At 63.6% G+C, this 20249-nt stretch carries 20 protein-coding genes; 4 read left to right on the forward strand and 16 right to left on the reverse strand.

Annotated elements, in window-relative coordinates:
• Window positions 1-90: 90 nt before the first annotated feature.
• From G3W89_RS31470 to G3W89_RS31495, 6 genes are all read right to left on the reverse strand, one after another.
• On the reverse strand, window positions 91-1041 hold the full coding sequence (locus tag G3W89_RS31470; protein ID WP_146039505.1) for a hypothetical protein: 951 nt from the start codon (window positions 1039-1041) through the stop codon (window positions 91-93).
• A gap of 259 nt (window positions 1042-1300) precedes the next feature.
• A complete protein-coding gene (locus G3W89_RS31475) occupies window positions 1301-1561 on the reverse strand; it encodes a hypothetical protein (protein WP_068677359.1) in 261 nt (86 codons plus the stop codon).
• A gap of 325 nt (window positions 1562-1886) precedes the next feature.
• The gene (locus tag G3W89_RS31480) at window positions 1887-2429 is read right to left on the reverse strand and encodes a hypothetical protein (RefSeq protein WP_068677357.1); all 543 of its coding nucleotides are present in this window, start codon (window positions 2427-2429) and stop codon (window positions 1887-1889) included.
• A gap of 213 nt (window positions 2430-2642) precedes the next feature.
• Window positions 2643-3791 carry a hypothetical protein gene (locus G3W89_RS31485; RefSeq protein ID WP_068677355.1) on the reverse strand — a complete coding sequence of 383 codons (1149 nt, stop codon included), beginning with the start codon at window positions 3789-3791 and terminating at the stop codon, window positions 2643-2645.
• A gap of 107 nt (window positions 3792-3898) precedes the next feature.
• The gene (locus G3W89_RS31490; RefSeq protein ID WP_068677353.1) at window positions 3899-4429 is read right to left on the reverse strand and encodes a hypothetical protein; all 531 of its coding nucleotides are present in this window, start codon (window positions 4427-4429) and stop codon (window positions 3899-3901) included.
• Window positions 4426-5211, reverse strand: coding sequence for a hypothetical protein (locus G3W89_RS31495; protein WP_162570781.1), 786 nt, complete (start codon window positions 5209-5211; stop codon window positions 4426-4428). The genes G3W89_RS31490 and G3W89_RS31495 overlap by 4 nt, the downstream gene beginning before the upstream one ends.
• Before the next feature lie 409 nt (window positions 5212-5620).
• On the opposite strand from G3W89_RS31495, the gene G3W89_RS33130 reads away from it, so the two are divergent.
• Window positions 5621-6076, forward strand: a complete 456-nt coding sequence (locus tag G3W89_RS33130; protein WP_180988656.1) for a hypothetical protein — start codon at window positions 5621-5623, stop codon at window positions 6074-6076.
• Between the two features lie 141 nt (window positions 6077-6217).
• On the opposite strand, the gene G3W89_RS31505 is transcribed toward G3W89_RS33130, so the two are convergent.
• The 7 genes from G3W89_RS31505 to G3W89_RS31535 all read right to left on the reverse strand — a co-directional run bounded on the left by G3W89_RS31505 (window position 6218) and on the right by G3W89_RS31535 (window position 12659).
• A complete protein-coding gene (locus G3W89_RS31505; RefSeq protein WP_068677349.1) occupies window positions 6218-7693 on the reverse strand; it encodes a Fic family protein in 1476 nt (491 codons plus the stop codon).
• Window positions 7694-8196: 503 nt separating this feature from the next.
• Window positions 8197-9090 carry a hypothetical protein gene (locus G3W89_RS31510; RefSeq protein WP_068677347.1) on the reverse strand — a complete coding sequence of 298 codons (894 nt, stop codon included), beginning with the start codon at window positions 9088-9090 and terminating at the stop codon, window positions 8197-8199.
• A 425-nt stretch (window positions 9091-9515) separates the two neighbouring features.
• Entirely contained in the window at window positions 9516-10172 is a 657-nt protein-coding gene (locus tag G3W89_RS31515; RefSeq protein WP_162577747.1) for a hypothetical protein, read from the reverse strand.
• Window positions 10054-10800 (reverse strand): hypothetical protein, encoded by a 747-nt coding sequence (locus tag G3W89_RS31520; protein WP_162570778.1) that lies wholly within the window; start codon window positions 10798-10800, stop codon window positions 10054-10056. The genes G3W89_RS31515 and G3W89_RS31520 overlap by 119 nt, the downstream gene beginning before the upstream one ends.
• A 264-nt stretch (window positions 10801-11064) precedes the next feature.
• On the reverse strand, window positions 11065-11475 hold the full coding sequence (locus G3W89_RS31525) for a hypothetical protein (protein ID WP_068677343.1): 411 nt from the start codon (window positions 11473-11475) through the stop codon (window positions 11065-11067).
• A gap of 76 nt (window positions 11476-11551) precedes the next feature.
• Window positions 11552-12067: a hypothetical protein gene (locus G3W89_RS31530; protein ID WP_068677341.1), complete on the reverse strand. Its 516-nt coding sequence runs from the start codon at window positions 12065-12067 to the stop codon at window positions 11552-11554.
• Between the two features lie 136 nt (window positions 12068-12203).
• Window positions 12204-12659, reverse strand: a complete 456-nt coding sequence (locus G3W89_RS31535) for a hypothetical protein (protein ID WP_068677340.1) — start codon at window positions 12657-12659, stop codon at window positions 12204-12206.
• A 2662-nt stretch (window positions 12660-15321) separates the two neighbouring features.
• Here G3W89_RS31535 and G3W89_RS31540 point away from each other — a divergent pair.
• A complete protein-coding gene (locus G3W89_RS31540) occupies window positions 15322-15726 on the forward strand; it encodes a DoxX family protein (protein ID WP_068677333.1) in 405 nt (134 codons plus the stop codon).
• Between the two features lie 275 nt (window positions 15727-16001).
• Here G3W89_RS31540 and G3W89_RS31545 read toward each other — a convergent pair whose 3' ends face one another.
• The gene (locus G3W89_RS31545) at window positions 16002-16754 is read right to left on the reverse strand and encodes a DUF3223 domain-containing protein (protein WP_068677331.1); all 753 of its coding nucleotides are present in this window, start codon (window positions 16752-16754) and stop codon (window positions 16002-16004) included.
• A 167-nt stretch (window positions 16755-16921) separates the two neighbouring features.
• Here G3W89_RS31545 and G3W89_RS31550 point away from each other — a divergent pair, with 167 nt between their 5' ends.
• Both G3W89_RS31550 and G3W89_RS31555 read left to right on the forward strand, forming a co-directional pair.
• Window positions 16922-17452, forward strand: coding sequence for a DUF4166 domain-containing protein (locus tag G3W89_RS31550; RefSeq protein ID WP_068677329.1), 531 nt, complete (start codon window positions 16922-16924; stop codon window positions 17450-17452).
• Entirely contained in the window at window positions 17449-17838 is a 390-nt protein-coding gene (locus G3W89_RS31555) for a thiol-disulfide oxidoreductase DCC family protein (RefSeq protein ID WP_068677328.1), read from the forward strand. The genes G3W89_RS31550 and G3W89_RS31555 overlap by 4 nt, the downstream gene beginning before the upstream one ends.
• 500 nt (window positions 17839-18338) lie before the next feature.
• Here G3W89_RS31555 and G3W89_RS31560 read toward each other — a convergent pair whose 3' ends face one another.
• Together G3W89_RS31560 and G3W89_RS31565 are read right to left on the reverse strand one after the other, a co-directional pair.
• Window positions 18339-19445 carry a hypothetical protein gene (locus G3W89_RS31560; RefSeq protein ID WP_162570777.1) on the reverse strand — a complete coding sequence of 369 codons (1107 nt, stop codon included), beginning with the start codon at window positions 19443-19445 and terminating at the stop codon, window positions 18339-18341.
• Window positions 19446-19560: 115 nt separating this feature from the next.
• Window positions 19561-19890, reverse strand: a complete 330-nt coding sequence (locus G3W89_RS31565) for a hypothetical protein (RefSeq protein ID WP_102905921.1) — start codon at window positions 19888-19890, stop codon at window positions 19561-19563.
• Between the last annotated feature and the right edge of the window lie 359 nt (window positions 19891-20249).

The raw sequence follows: 20249 nt of genomic DNA on the forward strand, positions 1-20249 counted from the left end.
CGCCGCTGTGTCCATAGACGGGCGACCGGCGCTAGAGCGCTACCCGTGAGGTGCCCCAAACCGTGAACCAACTCTCCTCGGTGCGGTGCGTCATCGCAGTACAAGGACTTTCCCCACCGCGCCTTCGGTTCGAATTGTGTTCCGCGACACGGGTCGTCCCGGCCATTTGGCTTCGTAGCGGTAGGTTCCCAGCAGTCGATGCCCCGGAGATGCAAGCACGAACCAGCCGGGGCAGTCGGATTGATTCCACGGGTCGCGCCCGAGTGCCTGGCATAACAGCCAGTCGAAATCGAGAATCAAGCTCACCGTTGCCCCGGACGGCTCTGTCCTGACCTCAAATGGGTCGCCGAGCAGAAAGTGGCACATGCCGCCGCCAAACAGCAGGAGCGGAACCTCGTGGCGACGGCTCTCCGGGAGCGCCAGAACCAGCCCGTTCCATTTCTTCGCAAGCGAAGCCTCAAGCTCACCGTAATCACCTTCGCGGTAGAGACCCTTGAACGCCGCAGCCTTTGGGTCGGCCTCAGTGCCGCTCAACCTCGCGGCGATGTCCTGAACGTCCCTTTCTGCCAAGGCCTGCAATGCCCTCTCAAGCTCCGGAACTTGCATGCCCGTCATCCGGACGAGCTCAACCATGTACAAGCGGAAAGCCACGCCCTTCATCGTGCTAGCCCAGGTGGAGCTAAAAGGCCTGGGCCCCGTGATGTTCGCATAGCCGCACACGCCATACAGATGCTGGTTGCAAGGCAAAGCCTTGCCCGCAGCAGCGTCCATCTCTCGCACGCGTGTGTCCGATTCGGTTGGCGCATAGTTATAGGCGCTTACCGGTGAGCGGGCACACCGGGTCTTTGCAAGTTCTTCAAGCAGCGTTTTGCCTGACGCACTTTGCAGGAACTCCTTCTCCAGCGCCCGGTAGACCTGTACTTCAAGGCTCGCCTCTGGGTGCTTGCCGATGTCTGCCAGACAGCCGGAGCCGGCGGCTCCCAAAAGCATAGAGGCGGCCAGGCAGCGAAAACGCGTTCTGAGGACTGTGGCTTTCGGCATGGCGCCCTCCTGCTTTGCCTGTGGTGGTCGCATTGTGCAGCCGAGCCCTCCCTGCGTCACCAAGCACCTGACTTCCGCGTCCTGGAAGCCGGGTTCGCGCCTGTCCCGGCCGGGGGCCGCCGGCCTTGAGGGCTCGCGCGTCACTTCCTTGTCGGCGTCCTCGGCTGCGTCTACCCGCGCTGGCAGGGACGTCGGCCAGGTAGCGCCTTTCATTTGTCCGCATCGTGCGCTGTCCGCCCACTGATTGCGGGGCTCGTCGTCAATCCCGACGGTTGCGCTCGCGCTCCTCGAGCTCACGGCGAAATTCCTCGTTTCCTTCGCCCCACCAGTGAGGAAAGAAGAATTGCGTGGCGGCCCCGATGCAAGCGATGGAGAGGACCAGGTTGAGGGTCTTTGCAGCGGCTGCGGTCTGTGGCCCGAGTTCGCCAATGAGGGTGGCCCCCGCAAGGGTTGCAGCGTTTTGCGCCAGGACCACGAAGGCCAGCAGCACGAAGCTCACGATGAATTTGCTGTCAGGCATGATGGGGTTCAGAGATATTCAAGCGTCGGAAACGGCTTCTTCGCGGCGCGGACGCATTCAGGCCACAGGTTCTCCATCGTCCGGGTCGTCGCATCAGGGTCACGGTTGCAGAGTGTTCGAGGGGGCGGGCTGCGATACGGCACGTATGGCGCAACGAGACGCACCCATGGGATACCTCGTTGGGCTTGCGGTCCAGCTCACCAAGGGAAGCCGAGGAGTTCACGGTGCCGAAGGCTTGCGTCAGCGGTACCAGGTCGTCTGAGCATTGGTTTTTCGGTCTTCGAGGGCGCGCGAGCACTTCGGCCGGCACGCAGGGAACAAGGCCTCAGCCTTCAGGTCGCGGGGTCGAGGGCACGGGCAGGGCGTCAACCATGTCGTCAAAGTTCTCGCCCGCCAGGTTGCGGGCATGAAGGTCCGCCCACTGCTGGGGATTGAGCTTGCGCGCCTTTTCGTAGCGGACCCAGCCCAGCTCGAGCTCAGGCTGCATCGACATCATGACTTGGCCGCCAGGCACCGGGTCGGAGCCGGGCGCCGGCGCTGCAGCGGAGGCTTGTTTGCCCAGGCCTCTGCAGAACTCCCACAAGGCATCCTGCGCCTTGCGCACCTCGGGGCCCCAGGCCCGCTTGCGGATGGCATCGACGCGAGCGTCGGCCCAGCGCTCGGCCAGGGTGAAGATGTGCCGAACCACGTCCTCCGGAACCACCGCGGTCTCTTCGGCCTCCAGCTTGCTGGCAGGCCCCCGGCCTCCCGCCCCTTTGCTCGCCTGACGCGCCTTGTCCATGACGGCGTCGTACCGGTCGTCCCAGGAGAGCCCATGCTCCTTTATTTCGTCCAGTATCTCGAGAAGGTTCTCGATGTGGTTGGCCATGTATTTAATCCTTGGGTGCCGCGCCTGAGGCGCCGTTGATAGCAACTGATGATTTGGCAATGGTGGCGCATGCACCTTCTTCGGAACGAAACCGGCGCATCTGCCCGTCGGCTCGGAGCAGGTACTCAACCCTGCCACAGGGCCACTCGCGCCAGACACACCATGACTTGCTCACCGGATGCGCGCCCCATGGGCCAGGTGGTTGCGCCGCACTCACGCCGGGCTACGAGTGAACCGCGCCGCGATGTGCTCTTCGAGGGAGGCCTGGTCGCGCTTCCAATCCCGCTCGTCGTGAACGTAGTCGAAGCGCATGCAGAGGTTGCGGTGGAAATTCTTGAATTCGTGCAGGGTTTGGGCCGCCTGCGACTGTCCGCCCGTGGCCAACGCCGAGCTCGGAACCCGTGCCAGGACCTCGTCCTTCAAGTCCTGCGCGAACCGGTAGAACTGCGGCGTGAAGACACCGGAGATGCCAGCTGTCTGGGCGACAACGTCCGCGACACGTTCGGGAAGGTCGACGCTCAGACCACGTCCCGTGGTCGCCGCTTGCTGCTGCGCGGCGCCGGTCAGGCGCGATTGCATGGCCAGGAAGGTGATGGCCAGGGAGCCGGTGAGGGACTCGATACCCCGAACACCCGTGAGCTCGCCAGAGAGGTCACGCACCGTGAACGGGCACCTCTCGAGGAGGTAGCGAACGTTCTGCTCCAGCGAATCTGCACCGGCCGCGCCGTCTGCCCCTTCGGCATTGCTGGCGCGTTCCGCACTTCGCGCCAGGCCTTTGCGCAGCGCATCGGAGATGCAGTCAGCGTGCAGCTGCGGGCCGGAGCCGAAGTCGTGGGTGTGGAACTGCTTGATGGCAACGTGCATGCGCGCCAGCCACTCGTCGTCGGTTTCCGCAGCCTGCGCTTCAGCATCCAACTCGGTGACCTCGACCTCTGAGGGATAGGCTTCTTCGAAAGACTCGTGCTCCACACCCTCCTCCGGCTGCTCCGCGAGCGTGCGGGCCGCGTCGATGGCGCCGATGCCCTGGGCCCAGGGAAGCACGACATTGTTGGCAGCCCACTCCTGCAGGGGGTCGACGGCGCCGGCCTGGATGTTGCGCAGCCACATGTCGCAGTGCTCGAGCGAGGGGGCCTTGCCGCCGGCCAGCAGCGTCAGGACCTCCTGGAACCGGTCGATGAACTTCGTGGGCACCTGGTCGAACGTGACGGGAGGCGTGTTCAGCGCGTCGAGCGCCACAGTGCGCGCGTGGTCGATTTCATCCCAGTCTCCTCCGACCATCTCGTTCTCGATGGCAGCAATTTGCTGAAGGGCGCCGCGCAGACGCAGGTTCTCGGCGCGAAGGAGCGTATCGGTCTTGGACATGAGGACGAGTTTTCCGGTGTGTTGCCCAACAGCGGGCGGAGCCTGAAGCGTCGCCGGCGCGCGCCAGGCAACGAACGATTCAGAAATAGGGAGCGTGAGCGCGAGGCTCAGATGAACGCGGTGGAGCTGACGCTGCCGTTGGCCTCGGTCACGTTGAGCAGCACTACGCCGGCGGTGGGCGCAGCACGGGAGGCCGAGTTCTCGATGATGTGGCCCACTTCGTGGATGCCGGCTTGGCAGCGGTATCCGTGGGTCATGTCTTCGTCCTCGGGAAGGTTCGACTCCGGAATTCCCGCGAAGAGCTTTCGCGCCAGCTTCAGCTGGTACGGGCTCATCGGGATGAAGCTCTGGTTCTCGTGGGTGCTCAGCTTGCCGGCGGCGTGACGCATGAAAACGATGTCACTGCTGAACTGACCCACGCCCTTGCGTACCTGGACGCAAAAGCCTATGCGGCTCAAGGCATCGCGGCGGCCTTGCTGGAAGCCGGTCACCAGGAATTCACCCGGGCCGGGGATGCGGCTGAAATAGCCGCGGGTGTAGTCGGCCAGGGCGACGATGTCCTGGGCGAGCGCTTCCGCCTCTGCCGGAGAGAGGACGGGCGAGGATTCGATGGCCTCAGGTGCGGATTCGTTGGTCATGTTTTTCCAGGTGGCGCAGCAGGGATGCCGCAGGGTTTGTCTTTGTTGTTCAGGGCGAGAGCTGCCGCCAGAGCCGATGAGAGCGTCTTGGCACGGGCAGGAGCCGCAATGGCCACGGGTTCTCTTGCCGAGGCAAGCGCCTTTCGCTTCTCGAGCGCTTTGACGTACCCCGGCGGGAATGCGAAGTCGGCCGGAATGCGCATGGACCGCAGCGGACGCTTGAGCTTCTCCAGGCAGGCGATGACGGTGGCGACATGGCTGAAGTCACGGGCCTCGACGTCGCGTGCCATCAGCTCCTCGCCACCTTCGTTCAGGTAGGCCAGCGGAAGGGCGAGGAAAAACTGCTTCGCCGCGGCGTTCTGGAGTTCGGGGCGCGCGTACTGGCCAACCCAAAGGTCCCCGTCGAGCCACCACTCCGCCAAGTAGTCCAGGCCGAAAACAGACGGGAAGTTGCGCTTGTAGCTTCGGGTCTGATGCTCTCGCCAGGTGGGAAGGAACGCTTCCTGGTGCATGCTCTGGATGTACCGGGCCCGTTTGCCGAGGTCGCGCAGCAGGTTGTTGCGGCCAGAGCCACCGCCCCGGCGTTGGTGCATGTCGAGGTCCATCTTCATCAGGACGTCGAAGGGTGGCAGGTACGGCTTCTTGAGTGCGGGGCGCACAACGGTCGGGGTGACGCCCGCGCGCGCCGCGCCGCCTACGTCTGGGGCCTGGGTGTCGGGCGGCGAGGCAGCGACTGCTTGTGCCGCCGGCGCCAACGTTTCAGTGGATGAGTGAAGTTGCATGGGAAGAGCGTACGACAGGTTTTCTGTTGAACCGCAAGCTGCCGCGGTGACAGTGCTCGTTGCATCGAGCACCTGCTTTAAATTGCGTGACTCCGAATGGTTCTAAAAGCGTTCTGGGTGTGTCCATTTTAGCAGAGTTGAGGCCCGCCGGACAACCTAAACTGTTTAGGCTTCTATTTGCGAGCAGAGCCTATAGACTCTTGAGGATGCTTGGCCAGTCTCATGGCAGGAACGGTTCCACGCTCGATGACCACCGTCTCAGTTGGGCGTTGTGTCTTGCGTAGTAGCTTGGCGCGCCACCGCGAACATGTTTTACGGGGCCCGCGCATCCTCTGGCTTGGCCTGGCGGAGCTATACGACTTAGAAACTCGCGCAGCTGTGCTGCCACCAAATCACTCAAAGGAAACCTGTGACCCAAACTACCCCGCGCAACGCGAAATCCGCCAAGCTTCCCGCGGTCGTTCACGAATTTGGCACCGCCCCGCAGGTCGTGCCCGCCGACTACACCCACCGCGAGGACTTCAGAGGCACCGTCAACGAGGCCGCCGAGCGCTTCGCCGGTGAGCCCGTGGTTCTGGTTAAGAGCGCCGCCATCGAAGGCAGCCCCGACCGCTTCGCCATTGGTGTCTTCGCGTGGGAGCCGCAATACCTGCCCTGGCGCAACGGAGGCTGGTACGTCACCAACCTGCACTACCCCACCGGTGCCTGTGGCTGCGTCAGCAACAACTACCCGGACAAGAAGTGGCGCATTGTCTGCGACGACCGGCGTGGTGAACTCGACGAGGAAGGCGACTACACCTTCCGGACCCGAGATGACGCCGCACGTGCCGAGCGCGACCTCGTGATTGCAAGCAGCGCGACCTAAGCGCCGCCCGCCCTGTGCTTATTCCAGCTCCGCCGTCACCCGGCGGAGCTTTTCCTTGGGGCCGACTAAGCCACGGCGCGACTTGCGCTCTCGAATATTGCCTCTGGCCTTGGCAGAGGCCGTGGTGCCGATGCCGAGTTTCTAGGGCATCAGGAGCTCAAATTGGTTCCGCGAACGCTCGAAGGCGTTGCAGCGCCGCATGTCCGAAATGACCTGGTCAATGTCGTCATAGCTGAAGCGGGATGTCCAGTCATGGATGTGGCACATGACTTTGATGAATGGGGCTGGGTCGCCTTCGCGGGTCAGCACGCGCAAGCAGTCCAGGTACTCCTCGCGATACAGCGTCGGCACGATGATGCGGCAACCGTCGACGGCGGACAGTTCTGCGTTCATGACCAAGCGAGCCAGGCGTCCATTGCCGTCATTGAAGGGATGCACTTCGGCTACAAGGAACATTGCCAAAAGCGCACGAGCTGTTCCCTCAGGGACGCTCAATAGCAGCTTGCTCCCTTCAACCAAGGTTCCTCTCACCAGTGGCGGCAGCACAAACTCTGTGTTGCCTGCTCGATTGGCAACCAGCTTGAACTCCCCTGGGCCCACCTCAGGCCGGTTCTCCATCTGCTTTTTGTGACGTGCGCGCAGCTGCTCGAGCACCGGCTCGCCCGCGGGCAACGTAAGCGTGGACCAAGTGGGGCTGAGCGCCTGCTCGAACACGCCGATGATGTCGTGCGAGTCCTTGGGTCGCGCCACCACCGGAACGCCCTCCAGCACGAAGCCGCGCGCTTCCTCGACGGCAAACTCCGTTCCTTCGATGAAGTTGGAGAAGTAGGACTCCAGAAAAGCGAAGTTTCGCCGAGCACGGTCCGTGGTCAGCGACGAGGCAGGGATGGGCAATGGGACGGCGCGCAAGCGTTGGGCGAAGTTCTCGAATAGCTCCAAGCGCGCACTGTCGTAAGGGATGGCCGCGGTCAGAGCCTTTCCCTCTCGAGTGGTCAGAACGCTCGGGCGAGAGTTCAGGATGCTGCCCACCAAGCCGTCGAGTTGGGAAAACTCGTCCTCGAGGCCCAGTTCGGGCACGAGCTCACGCGCGCGCTCTCGCAACTGGCTCAGGGCTTCTTCGCCACGAGAGTGGCAGATGTCCAGCAGCCGCCTCTCCACGGCTTCGGCGCCAACGCTCCTGCGGCTCTCCCCTCGACTTGGTGACAGGTTCTCAAGCAACATCCGAGGCTCCGACGCGAAGTAAATCGGTCGCCCCATCATCTGGCCATCGCCAGCCTGCGGCGGCGGTCCCTTCCAGACCTCTACCGTAAGGCCGGGCAGCTCTACGGTGCGGCGGTACGTGCCCACCAGGAAGACGGTGCCCTTGCTCGGGCTACCGCCGTCGAACGCGGTTCGAAAGCTCACGACGGTGCCGGGGAAGAACGCGGCCAGCACACGGGTTCGGTGACGTGCGACCAGGGCTTCCCAGTCACCCTCGGGCAAGGAGGTTGCGAAGCCCTTGGCCACAAGCTTCAGGTCCCCCGCCGCGAGTCGCCGTTGAGCAGTTCGCACCTGCGCTGACGAGAGCTCCGCGTACAGAACGAGGGTGTCGTCCAGTACCGTTGTCGTTTTTTTCATGGTCAAGCGAGCCTTGTTGCGCGAAATGTCGTGTTTTTGGTGTGCAATTAGTTTCTATTGTCGTGTTTTTCGGCCATTAGCGCCAAGCGACGTGTCGTGTTTTTTGGTTCTCGGAGCCGGGTTAAGCCATCTGTGTCGTGTTTTTGCTGAACAACAGGTCAACATGTCGCTCTTTTCCGGAGTAATCAGGACGGCGCTCCAGCTCGTGTTGCCGGGTCGAGGTGCCCAGCTCCGGGTGGAGGGCGTTCTGCTAGGGGCGCCGGAGGTAAGTGCCTGGACGATGAGCCACGGCCAGGTTGTCGCGCCGCTCCTGGAAAGTGGCGGGGATGCGCGGCCACTTGAAGCGCATCTCGACCGAACACATCGCGAATTGGCCAGGGAGAGGTTGCGGAGTGCTCAAAGGCAGGTGCGGCCAGGCCTCGGGCGTCTGGCCGGTGCCGGTATGCGCACGATGCAGTTCGCAAGGGGCTTTACTCGAGTCCCTGCGTCCGGAGCCAGACGCCTCAAGGCAAGTCCAGTGTGTCTCCGGTTCGCCCATCCACGTTCAAGACTTGCCGCGAACGCTTGCCGTCCTGCCACTGTGCTTCGTACCGATATGTTCCGATGAGGACGCGCTTGGCGACGACCACCGTCCATCCCACACATTTATCGCCCCAGGGGTCCTGCTTCAACGCACCACACAGCCTCCAGTCGAAGTCCTGGATGATGCGAATCATCGCACCGGGCGGCACCGACCGCACCAAGTACTCCGTCCCGGGCGAGTTGTAACACTGGCCCCATACAGGGCGAGCCGACAACAGGACGGGGGTCGTTGCCCGCTGCGCATCTGGCAACGCCAGGACATAGGCGTTCCACTTGACCATGAGGCTCAACTCCTTGGTCGCTGGATTGTTCACGAGGCGAGTGCGCATGGAATCAGGGCCGGCGGCCGAGGGCGACAACGTTCTTTGGATGCTCGCCAGCGTGCCTTCTTCGATGTCTGCTAGCTCAGCTTCAATCTCCCCTGGAGGTATTGAGGCGCGCCGCGCAAGTTCTCGTACGTAGGTCGCGTACGCCACGCCATGCATTGGCAAGCGCCAGACCGAATCTGCCGGGCCCTGAAAGTACGGGGGGCCCTCCAGTTGCCCGCAGACCGGTGTGCCCTCAATCAGCTGAGCGCACGGGTATGCGTCAGCCGCGGCACCGGTGATTGTTGAAAAACTGCTCGCGGAATCCAACCTGTAGATGTCACCCCGGCGCTCAGACTTCGGCTGGCAAAGCGTCGCGCCCAACCGGGCAAAGAGCTCCTTGCCCTGCGGCCCCTCCAAGAACTCCTTTTGCAGAGCACGGTACACCTGCACCTCCGGACTGCTTTCAGAGTGCTTGCCGATGTCTGCGAAGCACCCTCCGCTTGCCATGCTGAGTGCTGCTGCGACGGCCAAAGGGCTTGGCCCCCTAGGTCGGGGAGTAATTTTCGACACGGGTAGCCTCCTCGTGCAATCTCAGTGTGAGCATTCTGCCGGCCCTACTGCAGCATTCGCAAGCCTCCTCCGAGGCAAGGAGCCCGAAGCTGCTGGCGGAAGCCGGGCACGATGCCGGAAGAGCGGCTCGGGGAACCGGTTCAGCATTAGCAACGGGCAGCTAAAACGTATCCTTGGCGCGCCGCCGGAAGTGGCCAGATGAGACTGTGACAGCCCTGAGCGGGAAGGAAGTGACACGGCCCACACGAGAAAACCCCGCCAGCAACTGCCGACAGGGTCGAAGGGCGGTGGGAGTCGGCGCCGGGTGGGGTGAAGGGAACGCCCCTCAGCGGACGGCCAACCCTGCCGGCGCCGCGGCCGGCTCAGGCTGCTTCGGTCGTCTTGCCGTGCGCGTAGTCGGAGAACTGCGCCAGGGTCAAGGCCTCATCCTCGCACGCACGGACGTACTCCTTACCCCGTTGGGTGAGGGGAAACGCGCCACTGCTATCCCAGCACTCAACCAGGTCGTGGCCGGCGATTGCTTCCAAGACCTGCGAGCCACGAAGCTCCCTCAGCCGATACCCTGCCTCGGGGTCGTCTTGTATCCATCCAGCGACCTCCGTCAGTCCAGCCTCTTGCGTTGCGAACAATGTCGGGCCTGACGCCTCGAAAGCGTCGTAGCAGAAGAGGGTCTCAACGGACCGGCCGCCTCCAACTTCTTGAATCCAAGCGCTCGCTTCAGCGAACTGCTTGGTCAGCGGATGCTCCGGCCCGCGCTCGATGACCCAGAAGCCGTTGGGCCCGCGGGTGCTGAGTTTTGGTGCGAAGACGATGCAGGTTTTGCGGATGCTGTCCAGCGTTCGGTGGTCGAAATTGGCTCGCTCGACATGAACTTCCACGCCGCCGAAACAGAGGTGGCGGTCATCGAAGCAACGCTGACAGGGGGCCTCGTCGACTCCCTTTTCTCGCCGCAGCTGGCGAGCGAGACCGAGAACGGCCGGGGCCAGCTGACGCTTGGCTTCGCTCTGTTCGCAGAGCATCTCGGCAGCCTCCTTCTCGTCCTCCGATGGGTCGAAACACCGACTCCACGCGCGTGAGCGGGACGAACTTCCAGGTGAGCTTGCCATCGCGCTCCAGCTCCAGCAGTCCTTTCAAAATCGCCCAGTCCAGGGTCGTTTGCTGCAAGCGCACGGGAATCTCATCGGTTTCGCGCCAGAATCGACCGGCGTTGGCGACTTTCGGGATTGCCTTGATGGCGGCCTGCCAGTCCAGGCCTTGCTCCCAAACAAGCACGGCATCCGCGAACGCGACGCCCGACGTATTGTCCTGCGGCGTGCCGCAATACAGGCTGACGCTGGGCACGGGACCAAAGAAGTTCTTCTTGATGACAGCGGGGAAAGGTTGCATCCCGTCGAGGGTCTTGCACTCGGCGACCAGGTCCAGGTCACCGCAGGTCGTGGCGCCACGGGCATACGAGCCGACGACCCAGAGGCGGGAAATCCGGATGTACGCGTGGTCCGGAAGGGAGGGGAGAAGCGGGGTAAACGACATCACTCGCTCCGAACTTTCGACCAGCCGCTTGCACGCGCGGATGAGTTTTTCGGTGAAGTGCGCGCGGGGCTTGCGGGCTTCGGCCACCGGGTATTTGCTGTAGTCGACGTGCTTCATATGTCCTGTCCAGTTGAGTGAGGTCCTGAGCAGGTGTAGAAAGCCGGCGCGCCCAGAAACGCTTTAGGCCCTAGCGCAAGAGCCGACTGCCTGCCCAATGGCCAGGTGAAGGACGGGAGAGCGGGAAGGCAAGGCGTTGCAGGTGCGGCGGGCGCTCTGGTGGGCGGCCGGCCGCGCGCTCGGGAATGTGGGCGGAGGGAGTTCGGCGCCTGACCGGCGCCGCGCGGGTGCGCTTGGCCAGATGCCGAGTTGTTGCTCGGACGGCTAAGCCTGGAGTGCCAGCTCGAGCTCTGCGAGCAAGCTTTTCCGGACGGACTGGGGCAGCGGGAGCCGGCGGATGTGCCTGTCTTTCCAGGAAGTCGCGAGCGCCCACCGCTTGACCTCGGCCAGGATTTTCTTGTCGCTCAGCGGCTCAAAGCAGGCGCCGTACGCTGGGTAGTCGAGGGTGCGGTCGCGTCGCAGGCGGAAGGGCCTGCGGAACTGCGTAGCCACCAGGCGTACGAATCGAGCCTGTTTGAAGCCGTCACACTCAGGGGCGTCCAGTCCGCCGAAACGGACGAGGAAGCCCGGCATCTGAACCACCCGCGCCCCTGGCATAGTTGCGTCGACATAGCGCAGCCCCGCCTGGTGGGCCAGCTCGGCGATTCGCTCTTCGATTGTGCGTGCGTCAATCATCGTGGTCCTTTTTGAGTTCGCGCGGCGTGTAGCAGCGCCGTCTTAAACCAGCGGACTCTGCGGCAGACCAGTTGGGTCAGGCATCCAGATGCGCATTCACAAGCGCGGCGTCGTCGCGCATCGCACGCTCGCCGTCGGGTCCCATGTAGACCTCCGGGATGCTCAGGAGCTTGAACTTGGCGTCCACGTCCTTGTCGGCAATCGTGGCCTCGAACCGGCCGGCGCGCACGCTCCAGTGGTCCAGCGCGTCGTTCGACCAGTCGTCCGGCGGGCACTCGTAGTACTCGTACGCCAGGTGCTCAGTCACCGGGAAATCCTGAGCCCAAAGGGTCGGGAACAGCTCGCGGTGGAGCGCGACCCGGGCTTTCAACAACTCCCAAACCCGGTCCCGCAGCACGGTTCGCCGTGCGATGACGGCCGCGGCCTGCTCGTTCAGGCGCTCGTGCTCCGCCTTGATTTCAGGCAGGAAGAAGCCGGCGAAGGCGTATGCCCGCAGAGCCTCGAGCCCCGGGGCTGCCGCAGCGCGAGAGTTCGAGGAGGCCTCGCCTGCGTCGGCGGTGGCGTCGTCGAGAATGTGGGTGGGCGAGGTCATGCTCAGGGTCCAAGGAAGAAGATGTTTTGCTGCTCGGAGGGACTGCTCGCCGCTCAGGGCCTGGCCGGCCTCACAGGTGGCAAGGAACCAGTTCGAGGCCTGCAGACGCTCGTCCAGCTCCGGCCAGTCGGGAGGCTCAAGCCGCGGCGCCGCTGTTGAAGGTGGCAGCGTCAGCGCGCATGACCTGCACGCCGTCGACGCCCAGGTAGGCCTCGGGAATGCTCACGGTCTTGAAGGCGCGCGGCCGCTTCTGGTCGTCGATGGTGCACTCGAACCGGCCGTCGAAGATGCTCCAGAAGACCAGCTTGTCATCAGGCATCGACTCCAGCGGGCTGGCGCAGATGAGGCATTCCATGTGGCGGGAATGCGGCGAGCCCTGCGCCCAAAGCGTGGGAAATAGCTCGCGGTGCACAGCCATTCGGGCAAGCAGCAGGCGGAAAACGCGTTCGGTCAGAGCGTCGCGCCGAGCCTCGAAATCCGGCTCGTCCCGGTCCAGTGCATGGCACTCAGCAAGCATCGCAGCGAAGTCCGCGTCGGCAGGGTCGGCCGTCGGCCAGGCGTTGTCGGGAGCGGAAGGCGGATTGGCGGTCATGGTTCAGCAGGTCCTCGAAGGATGGGCTTGCAGCGCCAGGCGCGCTGCACCGGACGAGTGGCCAGGCCAGGTGGCGGCCAACCCGAAGACTGTCTAGCGCGCGTGTTTATGCCTCACGGCTCCATGACGCCGAGGGTCGCTGGCGGGAAAGCGCAAGGCCCCAGGCCCAGGAGTCGAGCCGGGCCGAAGGAGGAAGAAGACACCGTCGGGGTGGCCAGATGCGGCTGCCGCGAGGCTGGAAGTTCTGGGGAGTCGAGGCGCCCGGCGGGTGTCGGCCAGGGCATGCGAAGGAGACCAAACCCCTCACGCGCGGGGACCGCGTACCCGGACTCGAGAAGTGGTCAGGTGAGGCCCCGGTGGGCTTGGCGGCTATCTGTTTAGACTTCTTGAAAGACGGCCTACGGCTCTTGCATTATAACAGATGGCGGTCCATCCGTAAACCCTAAACCCTATCTGCGCAGGATGAAGTATGTGCGCCGGCAGGCCCTCCTTGCTACCAGCACCCAGTGCCCCCGCCAGCATGCAGGCGTTCCAGCCAAGCCCCTGGTCGGGGCCGAAAAGAACCGTCACCCTTTTACGCTTTAGAGAACTTGTTCTCCCCTAGTCGCGCTACGCCGCGCCACGCCGCGCCACGCCGCGCCACCCCGCGCCACCCCGCAGGCCTGCCGCCCCGCGGTTCCCGGTGGCAACTCGAACTCCCCCCGCGCGTCAAATCCAACGTCGGACCGACCGCCTCCCCGCCCTTCCTCACAAGCAGCACCAGCCCCGCCAGGAGCATGACCAAGCCTTCGCGCAGCCCCTCCTTGCCTTCAAAAACGGAGCCGGCAGTCCTGCCCGCGAGGGAGTTCATCGCGCCGCAGGCAAGTGGAAGCGAAGCTCACCGGTGTGGGGGAGCTGTATATGCCGACATGCATCCGCAGCGCTTAAGTCCAGCGGAAGCCCCAGTCCTTCCTACCCCCTCATCCGCTACTCCGAACCTACGTTGCGCACCATAGCCAGACCTCCACCTCTCCTTGATTCCATAAAGGGAGCACACATAGCAGGCCAAGACCCGCCGCCCCAATAGCCCGCAGACGTATATGCGCAGAGTGCTCAGAACGCACAGAGGGCGAAGCCCCAAGGAGCAGAAAGCAGGAAGGTCCATCCTGAGCCGCCGTGGGACGGGTACGGACGCGATGAGCTTCCGGACCTCGGCCGTCAGTACCGAGGGATGTACCAGACCTGCGGAGCATGCCCAGGCTTTTCGAGTCCCCCGCACGCTCCGCCCCTGCGCCCTAAGGCCTCACCGCCACGCCTGCGTGGCGCCCCAGACTCTGCCTGCGCCCCAGGGACTTCACGCCGCGCTTGCGCGGCGCAAGGCTACGTTCGAGCCCCACACCAAACCCTTCCTGCGCCGGCAGTACTCTCAAACCTCACCTGCGCCGGAGGACTCCATGCACCCTTCCTGCGCCGGTAAACCCCAGGCCTTCCTGCGCCGCAAACAGTCCGTGACTTCATCCGGCGCCCCAGCAGTTCAAGCCTACCTGCGCCGGAATGACTCACAAACCTTACCTGCGCAGAAGCAGTCCATGCACCCTTCCTGCGCCGGTAAACCACCAGCTCAGCAAGCCGCGTAGCCCCTCAGCAAAGCCAGCAGCCTTTGTCAGCAAGGTATGCCTGTGAGCAAAGAAGGCGACGCCTTCCGGCGCCCGCAGGGCTACATAAACGCCGCGCTCCCGCGTGAGACCAACCTCCGCCTGTGCGGGTGAAGGCCGCGCCTTACCGGCGCCCCGGGGCTTAAGCCGCCCCGGAAGACCCAAGCCTTTCTACGCCGGACGCAGCCTCATCGTTGATAGCAGGCAGGCCGCTCCCTCCTGCGAAACGAGAGTTGGGTCTACCTGCGCAGGCAGGCGTGAGTACATCCGGCGCCTAGGGGCTTCCCCTCTCCCTGCCGCCCCCCCGCCTACCCTCCCGCCGTCCATCCGCGCGCCCCTACAGGGCGCAGAAAAGTCCATCCTGAGCCGCCGTGGGACGGGGTACGAACGGGAAGAGCTTCGGGACCTCGGAGAATAAATCGATGGGGCGTACCAGACCTGCGAAGGTGCTGGCTCGAGCCGAATGGCGTCGGAGGAGCGAAGCGAGTCCGGCGACATCGAGGCGAAGAGGCTAGCCGGCCGCAAGGCCGAAACCGAGCAAGGTCTGGTACGCCCCAGGGACTCACGCCTAGCGACGATTTCACCCATGAAATCAGTAGCTTACGGAGGCCTCGGCCGAAATGAGGGGCTCTTGTACCCCGAAGAACCTCGCCTACCCCTGTTTCTTTGCCTGTTAGTCATCGATTAAACGGGCCCGGAAACAGGGGGTTAAGAAATCGCGTTACCGGGCGCAGCGAGGCCTTCCCGAGCCCCGCAGGCCGCTTTCTCTTTGATGCCTGTACCCACCCCATCACAGTTGTGTGCGCACGCCTGCGCTCACGGCGCTGCACACAACCGCTCTCACGGGTTTATACGCGAGCGTGCTGCTCATCACTGGGCTTCAGGCCGGGTTGCGCTCGTGCACTGTGCTGCAGGCGGACGGCGGACCCGCGCATACAAAACCTGTGCCTATGCAACAAGGAGGACTTGCTCGCCCGAGCCAGGCCCACGCATCTCGGCGCCCGCCGCAAACGTCCCAAGGACTACCCATGACCTCAGACCACATCGGAAAACTTCTTCTTCGCGCAACCCTGGGCGGCCTCATGCTCTTCCACGGTGCCGCAAAGATTCTCAACGGCACCGCCGGAATTGAGCGCATGCTGTCGGCAGCTGGACTGCCGGCGGCGTTCGCCAACCTCGTCCTCGTCGGTGAAGTGCTCGCTCCCGCGCTTTTGCTCCTGGGTCTGTTCACCCGCCCCGCGGCGATTGTGATTGCCGTCAACATGGTCGTCGCCGTACTACTGGCCCACACGAGTCACCTCTTCGCGCTCGGCAAGTCGGGCGGCTGGTCGCTCGAGCTGCAGGCCTTCTTCTTCCTGACCGCTGTTGTCATCGCCGTGTTCGGCGCTGGCAAGTACCGTATCGGCGTACAGCGCAAGGCGTGGTGGGCATGACGCCAGGGGCGTAGCCCCGAACAAGAACGGCGCCTTCGGGCGCCGTCAGCTTTTTCTGGGCGCAGTACTTCGAGCCTTGTCAAGTGCACGCTGTTGTCCAGAACGTCGACCGCTCGATTTGGAGGCACTCTGTTCAAACCAAGCGCTGATGCGGGTTCGGCGCGAAGTACACCGGTTATCCACAGAGTGATGCACGGGTTCGGTGGAAAACTCTGCGCGATTTTTTCACGGCTCATAGTTTGGCGCTTGCTCAAGGAGGCGGCGGCTCGGTTACCCTACGGTCGCGGCGGGAGCGGGACGGGGCGCTTGACAACTGTTCTGCGCTTCTCAGCCTCCATCGCCGGACCACCCCGTGCGGAAATCACTCGGAGCGTCGCGACGCTGCGATGAAAATCGCAGAACGCCTGCGCAACAACGTGGTCGGAGAACGAGCTTTGGCGCTCGTCCCCGTGAGGCGCGCGGATTGCCGTTGCCGGAATCTCGGTCGCCCATCCCTGATGGACTCTGAATGCACCGACGATTTGGCCGAACGTTGGCCATGCATGGTCAATCAATGCTTGCTCTGGCGTGAGCATCTCATCCGTCACCTCGCAGGGCACCTGTCCGTCCAAGCCTGCGTGGGCAGCGAAAAACTCAAGCTTTGCTTCGGTCAGCACAGGCCGCACCGTGGCCATGCAGGTGTCGTAGAACTCCTTCGCGTCCGAGCGTGGCGTTCCCTTGAGGGCAGCGATGTAGCTGAAGTCAGTCGGCTCGGCGTCGATGCGGGCGAGCCAGAAGCCTGAAGAGCTGTAGCCATCTCCGACGTTGAGCCTGCGCATGAAGTAGCGCGCGCCGGCGCCGGTCTTCGGAGCGTCGTCGGTAACCGAAAGGTCGAAGCGGTCTAGGAGCGCAACCAAGTCGAGATGGTCCATCCGGTTGTCGACGCGTTCGTCGTCCGAATAGCGCGCCAGCATCGCCTTGAAATGGTCTAGGGCTGCCCGCTGTGTTGGCCAGGTTCGGCCGTTGGATAGCTGAATCGGTTTCGCCACGCTCTGTCCCGGTCAAGGGCTGAATTGTCGCAGGCATCGCGCCCCTGCTAGCCGTAGCCCGGATGGCTAGACTTCGGCATGCACCTGAAACGTCCACCCGCAGCATCCGCACCGATTTTCGAGCAAGGCGCTCGACAGGGGTCCGCGCCTTGACAGGAACACCCTCTATGTATGAACGCGCGATGGGGCCGAGCTTCACCACGCTCGACCCGGAGGTGCGGCTCTTCCATACGCTCGCGGGCTGCCACGAGCTGCGCGGCGCCGTTGAGACCGAGGCACCCAGCACGCTGGCCGGCAAGCTGCTTGCCCGAATGCTCGGTACACCGCGTCGTCAGAATCACGGGTCGCTGGTATTCAGCCTGGACGCCTCGCCGACAACCGAGCACTGGACGCGGAGGTTTCCCGCCTCAGCGATGAGCTCAACGTTGCGACTCGACACGCCAGGCATCGTCGAGCAGCTGGGCACTGCGCGCATGGCGTTCCAACTGGAAGCTGTGGAGGGCAAGCTCGTCATGCGCCTGCGGCAACTGTGGTTTGCAGGCATTCGCTGCCCCACGTGGCTCATGCCGCGCGTCACCGCGGAAGAAACGGGGACGGCGAACAGGCTGAACTTTCATGTGCGCGCCACTGTGCCGGGCGCGGGCCTGGTTGTCGCGTATCGAGGCTACCTCGTGCTTCCCACCCAGGAGGCGACGTGATTGTCGTCTTCGACGCACAGTGCCTCCTGTGCAATGGTTGGGTCCAGTTCCTCCTGAAGCACGACAAGGACGCCGTGTTCCAGTTCGCTTCGATACAAGGCGAGACCGGGCGGCGCCTGCTGGCGACAGCCGGGCTGAAGGTCAGTGGACTGGAAACACTTCTGCTTGTGGACGGGACGCAGACTTGGCAGCATACGGCGGCCATCCTGCGCGTGCTTCACGTAGTCGGCGGGGCATGGCGGCTCGCGTGGGCGGCGTGGCTGGTGCCTGCACCGGTTCGGGATGCAGTCTACCGCTTTGTCGCCCGCAACCGTTACCGAATCTTTGGCCGCTCCGCGGTCTGCCTGGTTCCGTCACCGCTCCACGCCGAGCGATTCCTTACCTGACGTCCGCCCGCGCGCGTCTATTCGGGATAACCGTGCAATCGCCTCGCAGTGACTGCTGAGTGGCCGGGGAGAGTGCTATAGCAGCCAGAGCTCCTAGTAGGTCGTAGCAACCACAGGCCTGAACATGATTACGGTACCGGCCGGTTACCGGGCGGCCGCCAGGAAAGGCCAAGCTCCCGACGCGCGCCCACGCAAGAGCAGCCACACTGAACCGTAGACGACGGCCAGTACGCCCAGTGCTGTCCGGCAATGAGCCCGAGAAATCGCGCCCAGGGGGCATGGTAGAACGGCGTTGCCCCGAGAACGGCGACACCACGAAGCGCACACATGGTGAGAACCACAAGAGCTGCGCGGACCCTCCGGGGCGCGAGCAAGTTGTGTGCGACGTCGGACAGGTCCGCCTACGGGCCGAACTCGGAAAAAGGAAACGCCGACCAGGTTCATGGTCGGCGTTGAAGGGTGAGCGCGCGCAACAGGCTGGGCTGCACTCGTGGTGTGAATCAAACTGCGGCGTTCAAGCGCTGGCGAGACCATTGGGTGACCAACTCCTTCAATTGCGCGTCGCTGTGCGACAGCACGTACGCCTGGACTTCGGCAGGGTTGCTCCCCATCGCAGTGCGCACATCGGTCATCAAGCCGGCCAGGTCTCGCCCGTCCAGCCCCGACCAATCGCGCACCACTTCGCCACAAAACCGCGCTCGCGCTTCATTCCAGTTCCGGAACTCGGCCGCGGTTGCGGCGTAGCGCTCGCGAAAGCCGCACCCCTCCAGCCGCTCCATCAACATCGGAAGGTACTTGTCCTTCGCAGCGTCATACGGATAGGCGGGCAAGCTCCCAGCGGGCTGCTCTTCGAGCCAGGCAAGGAAACCCTTGTAGCTGGTTCGCTTTCTGTCGCGCACCCGGCTCTTAGCGTTTCGGTTGTGCAGCTGAAAGATGTCAGGGTTGAAGAACGGAGTGCTCGCGACGAAGCGAAAGATGTCCTCGAGCGTGTCGAAGCCAGCCGCCCAGGTTTCGTACTGCCATCCGAACGCGGGAAGGATGGTCCTCCAGTCGCGTTCCACCAGCAGTTCTGTGAATTCGTGGGTTCCGCTTTTGAAGGGGTAGAGCAAGCCCAGGTGCCCGAGCTTCATCCCGAAGGAGTGCACGACCCGTCCCAGGAGGTTCCCGCAGTCGTTGTACCCGTAGTAGGAAAGCGAGGTGTCAAACGCCAGCGGCGACGTTGGCAGAATGTCGACCTGAAGCTCGTTGAAGGCAAAGCTGTACGTCTTGCCCGATGCCGCAAGCTGAGCAACGGTGCGAACCGCGACTTCAGCTTCGACCGGCGCATCAAGCTGGTTTACCGGCGAGCCGTCACTGACCAGGTAGTCGATGCCGAATGCGCGGGCAAGGGAATGCCGAAAGTCGAACGCAGAGCCGTCCGTCACTTCTACGAGGACATCCATGTCCCCGAACGACTCCTTGGCCCGGTACGCCGGGATGACTGCAGCGCGCCGGTTGGGGCCCACGATGGTTTGCACCCGGCCCAACACGTCGGAAACAAGGGGGTGGTACTCAGCGGCGCTGAAGCGCCGCGTATGCCGGATGCCATTTAGTGCGTTTCCGCCCATGTCAAATCTCCATTGATGATTGTCCTGCACAGTCTAGACAGGACGGTTTAGCTCGAGGCGGGAGGGCAAGGGCCGAAAAAAGGCCCTCATGATGAGGGCCCCGAATCAGACAGCGCTACCTGTCGTGAATGTCCGCGTCCTGGGCGGGTCGCCACTGCTGCTGAGCGGCCCGAGCTTTCAGCTCGCGCTTGACGCTGCCGTACACCCCGATGCCCAAGGCAGTGACCAGGCCTGCCCCGAATGCGCAGAGCGGGCCGGCCAGCATATAGCCGCCGAATGCCCATCCAGCGATGAGCGCGACCGCGGGCGCCGTCTTCACGAACCCTTGGGCACGCAGAGCGAGCAAGCGTTCCATGGCATCGCGCGATGCGTAGATGACGCCTGCCAACAGCGCGAGCTGAAGGAAGAAGTTCATCGACCCCAACACCTTTGCAAGTTCCTGCATGTTTTCCATTCTCGAGAATGTCCGCCTTGCCGCGTCATCCGAGCCCCTCGGGCTCGAAGTGGTCGAAGCCCGGCGGATGGTTAACGAGTCCGTCGACCCGATGAGCAACAGCTGCTCATACGTTGTATAGCTAGCGGCGACCCGACGCAGTCGCACCAACCACGCGCCAGACGACAAAAAGCCCCGCAAAGGCGGGGCCGTCGAGGGGGAACCTTCCCCGGGGCGGTCAGTAGCCGATGCTCTTGTCGAACTCTTCGTTGCCGTTTCCAAAGGTATTCGGGAACAGGAACACGAAAAGTCCGGTAACGACGACTGCGCAGAGGAGATATTGAAGTTCCATGATGCGAATTGTAGCAGGG

It is taken from the genome of Variovorax sp. PBL-H6 (assembly GCF_901827155.1).
In the GTDB taxonomy this organism is placed as follows: domain Bacteria; phylum Pseudomonadota; class Gammaproteobacteria; order Burkholderiales; family Burkholderiaceae_C; genus Variovorax.

Coding starts and splice junctions, on each gene's coding strand:
- G3W89_RS31525 (WP_068677343.1), bottom strand. CDS start 11,475: ATGATTGACGCACGCACAATCGAAGAGCGAATCGCCGAGCTGGCCCAC.
- G3W89_RS31480 (WP_068677357.1), bottom strand. CDS start 2,429: ATGGCCAACCACATCGAGAACCTTCTCGAGATACTGGACGAAATAAAG.
- G3W89_RS31505 (WP_068677349.1), bottom strand. CDS start 7,693: ATGAAAAAAACGACAACGGTACTGGACGACACCCTCGTTCTGTACGCG.
- G3W89_RS31565 (WP_102905921.1), bottom strand. CDS start 19,890: ATGCAGGAACTTGCAAAGGTGTTGGGGTCGATGAACTTCTTCCTTCAG.
- G3W89_RS31540 (WP_068677333.1), top strand. CDS start 15,322: ATGACCTCAGACCACATCGGAAAACTTCTTCTTCGCGCAACCCTGGGC.
- G3W89_RS31520 (WP_162570778.1), bottom strand. CDS start 10,800: ATGAAGCACGTCGACTACAGCAAATACCCGGTGGCCGAAGCCCGCAAG.
- G3W89_RS31510 (WP_068677347.1), bottom strand. CDS start 9,090: ATGGCAAGCGGAGGGTGCTTCGCAGACATCGGCAAGCACTCTGAAAGC.
- G3W89_RS31515 (WP_162577747.1), bottom strand. CDS start 10,172: ATGCTCTGCGAACAGAGCGAAGCCAAGCGTCAGCTGGCCCCGGCCGTT.
- G3W89_RS31485 (WP_068677355.1), bottom strand. CDS start 3,791: ATGTCCAAGACCGATACGCTCCTTCGCGCCGAGAACCTGCGTCTGCGC.
- G3W89_RS31535 (WP_068677340.1), bottom strand. CDS start 12,659: ATGACCGCCAATCCGCCTTCCGCTCCCGACAACGCCTGGCCGACGGCC.
- G3W89_RS31560 (WP_162570777.1), bottom strand. CDS start 19,445: ATGGGCGGAAACGCACTAAATGGCATCCGGCATACGCGGCGCTTCAGC.
- G3W89_RS31490 (WP_068677353.1), bottom strand. CDS start 4,429: ATGACCAACGAATCCGCACCTGAGGCCATCGAATCCTCGCCCGTCCTC.
- G3W89_RS31530 (WP_068677341.1), bottom strand. CDS start 12,067: ATGACCTCGCCCACCCACATTCTCGACGACGCCACCGCCGACGCAGGC.
- G3W89_RS31495 (WP_162570781.1), bottom strand. CDS start 5,211: ATGCAACTTCACTCATCCACTGAAACGTTGGCGCCGGCGGCACAAGCA.
- G3W89_RS31470 (WP_146039505.1), bottom strand. CDS start 1,041: ATGCCGAAAGCCACAGTCCTCAGAACGCGTTTTCGCTGCCTGGCCGCC.
- G3W89_RS31550 (WP_068677329.1), top strand. CDS start 16,922: ATGTATGAACGCGCGATGGGGCCGAGCTTCACCACGCTCGACCCGGAG.
- G3W89_RS31475 (WP_068677359.1), bottom strand. CDS start 1,561: ATGCCTGACAGCAAATTCATCGTGAGCTTCGTGCTGCTGGCCTTCGTG.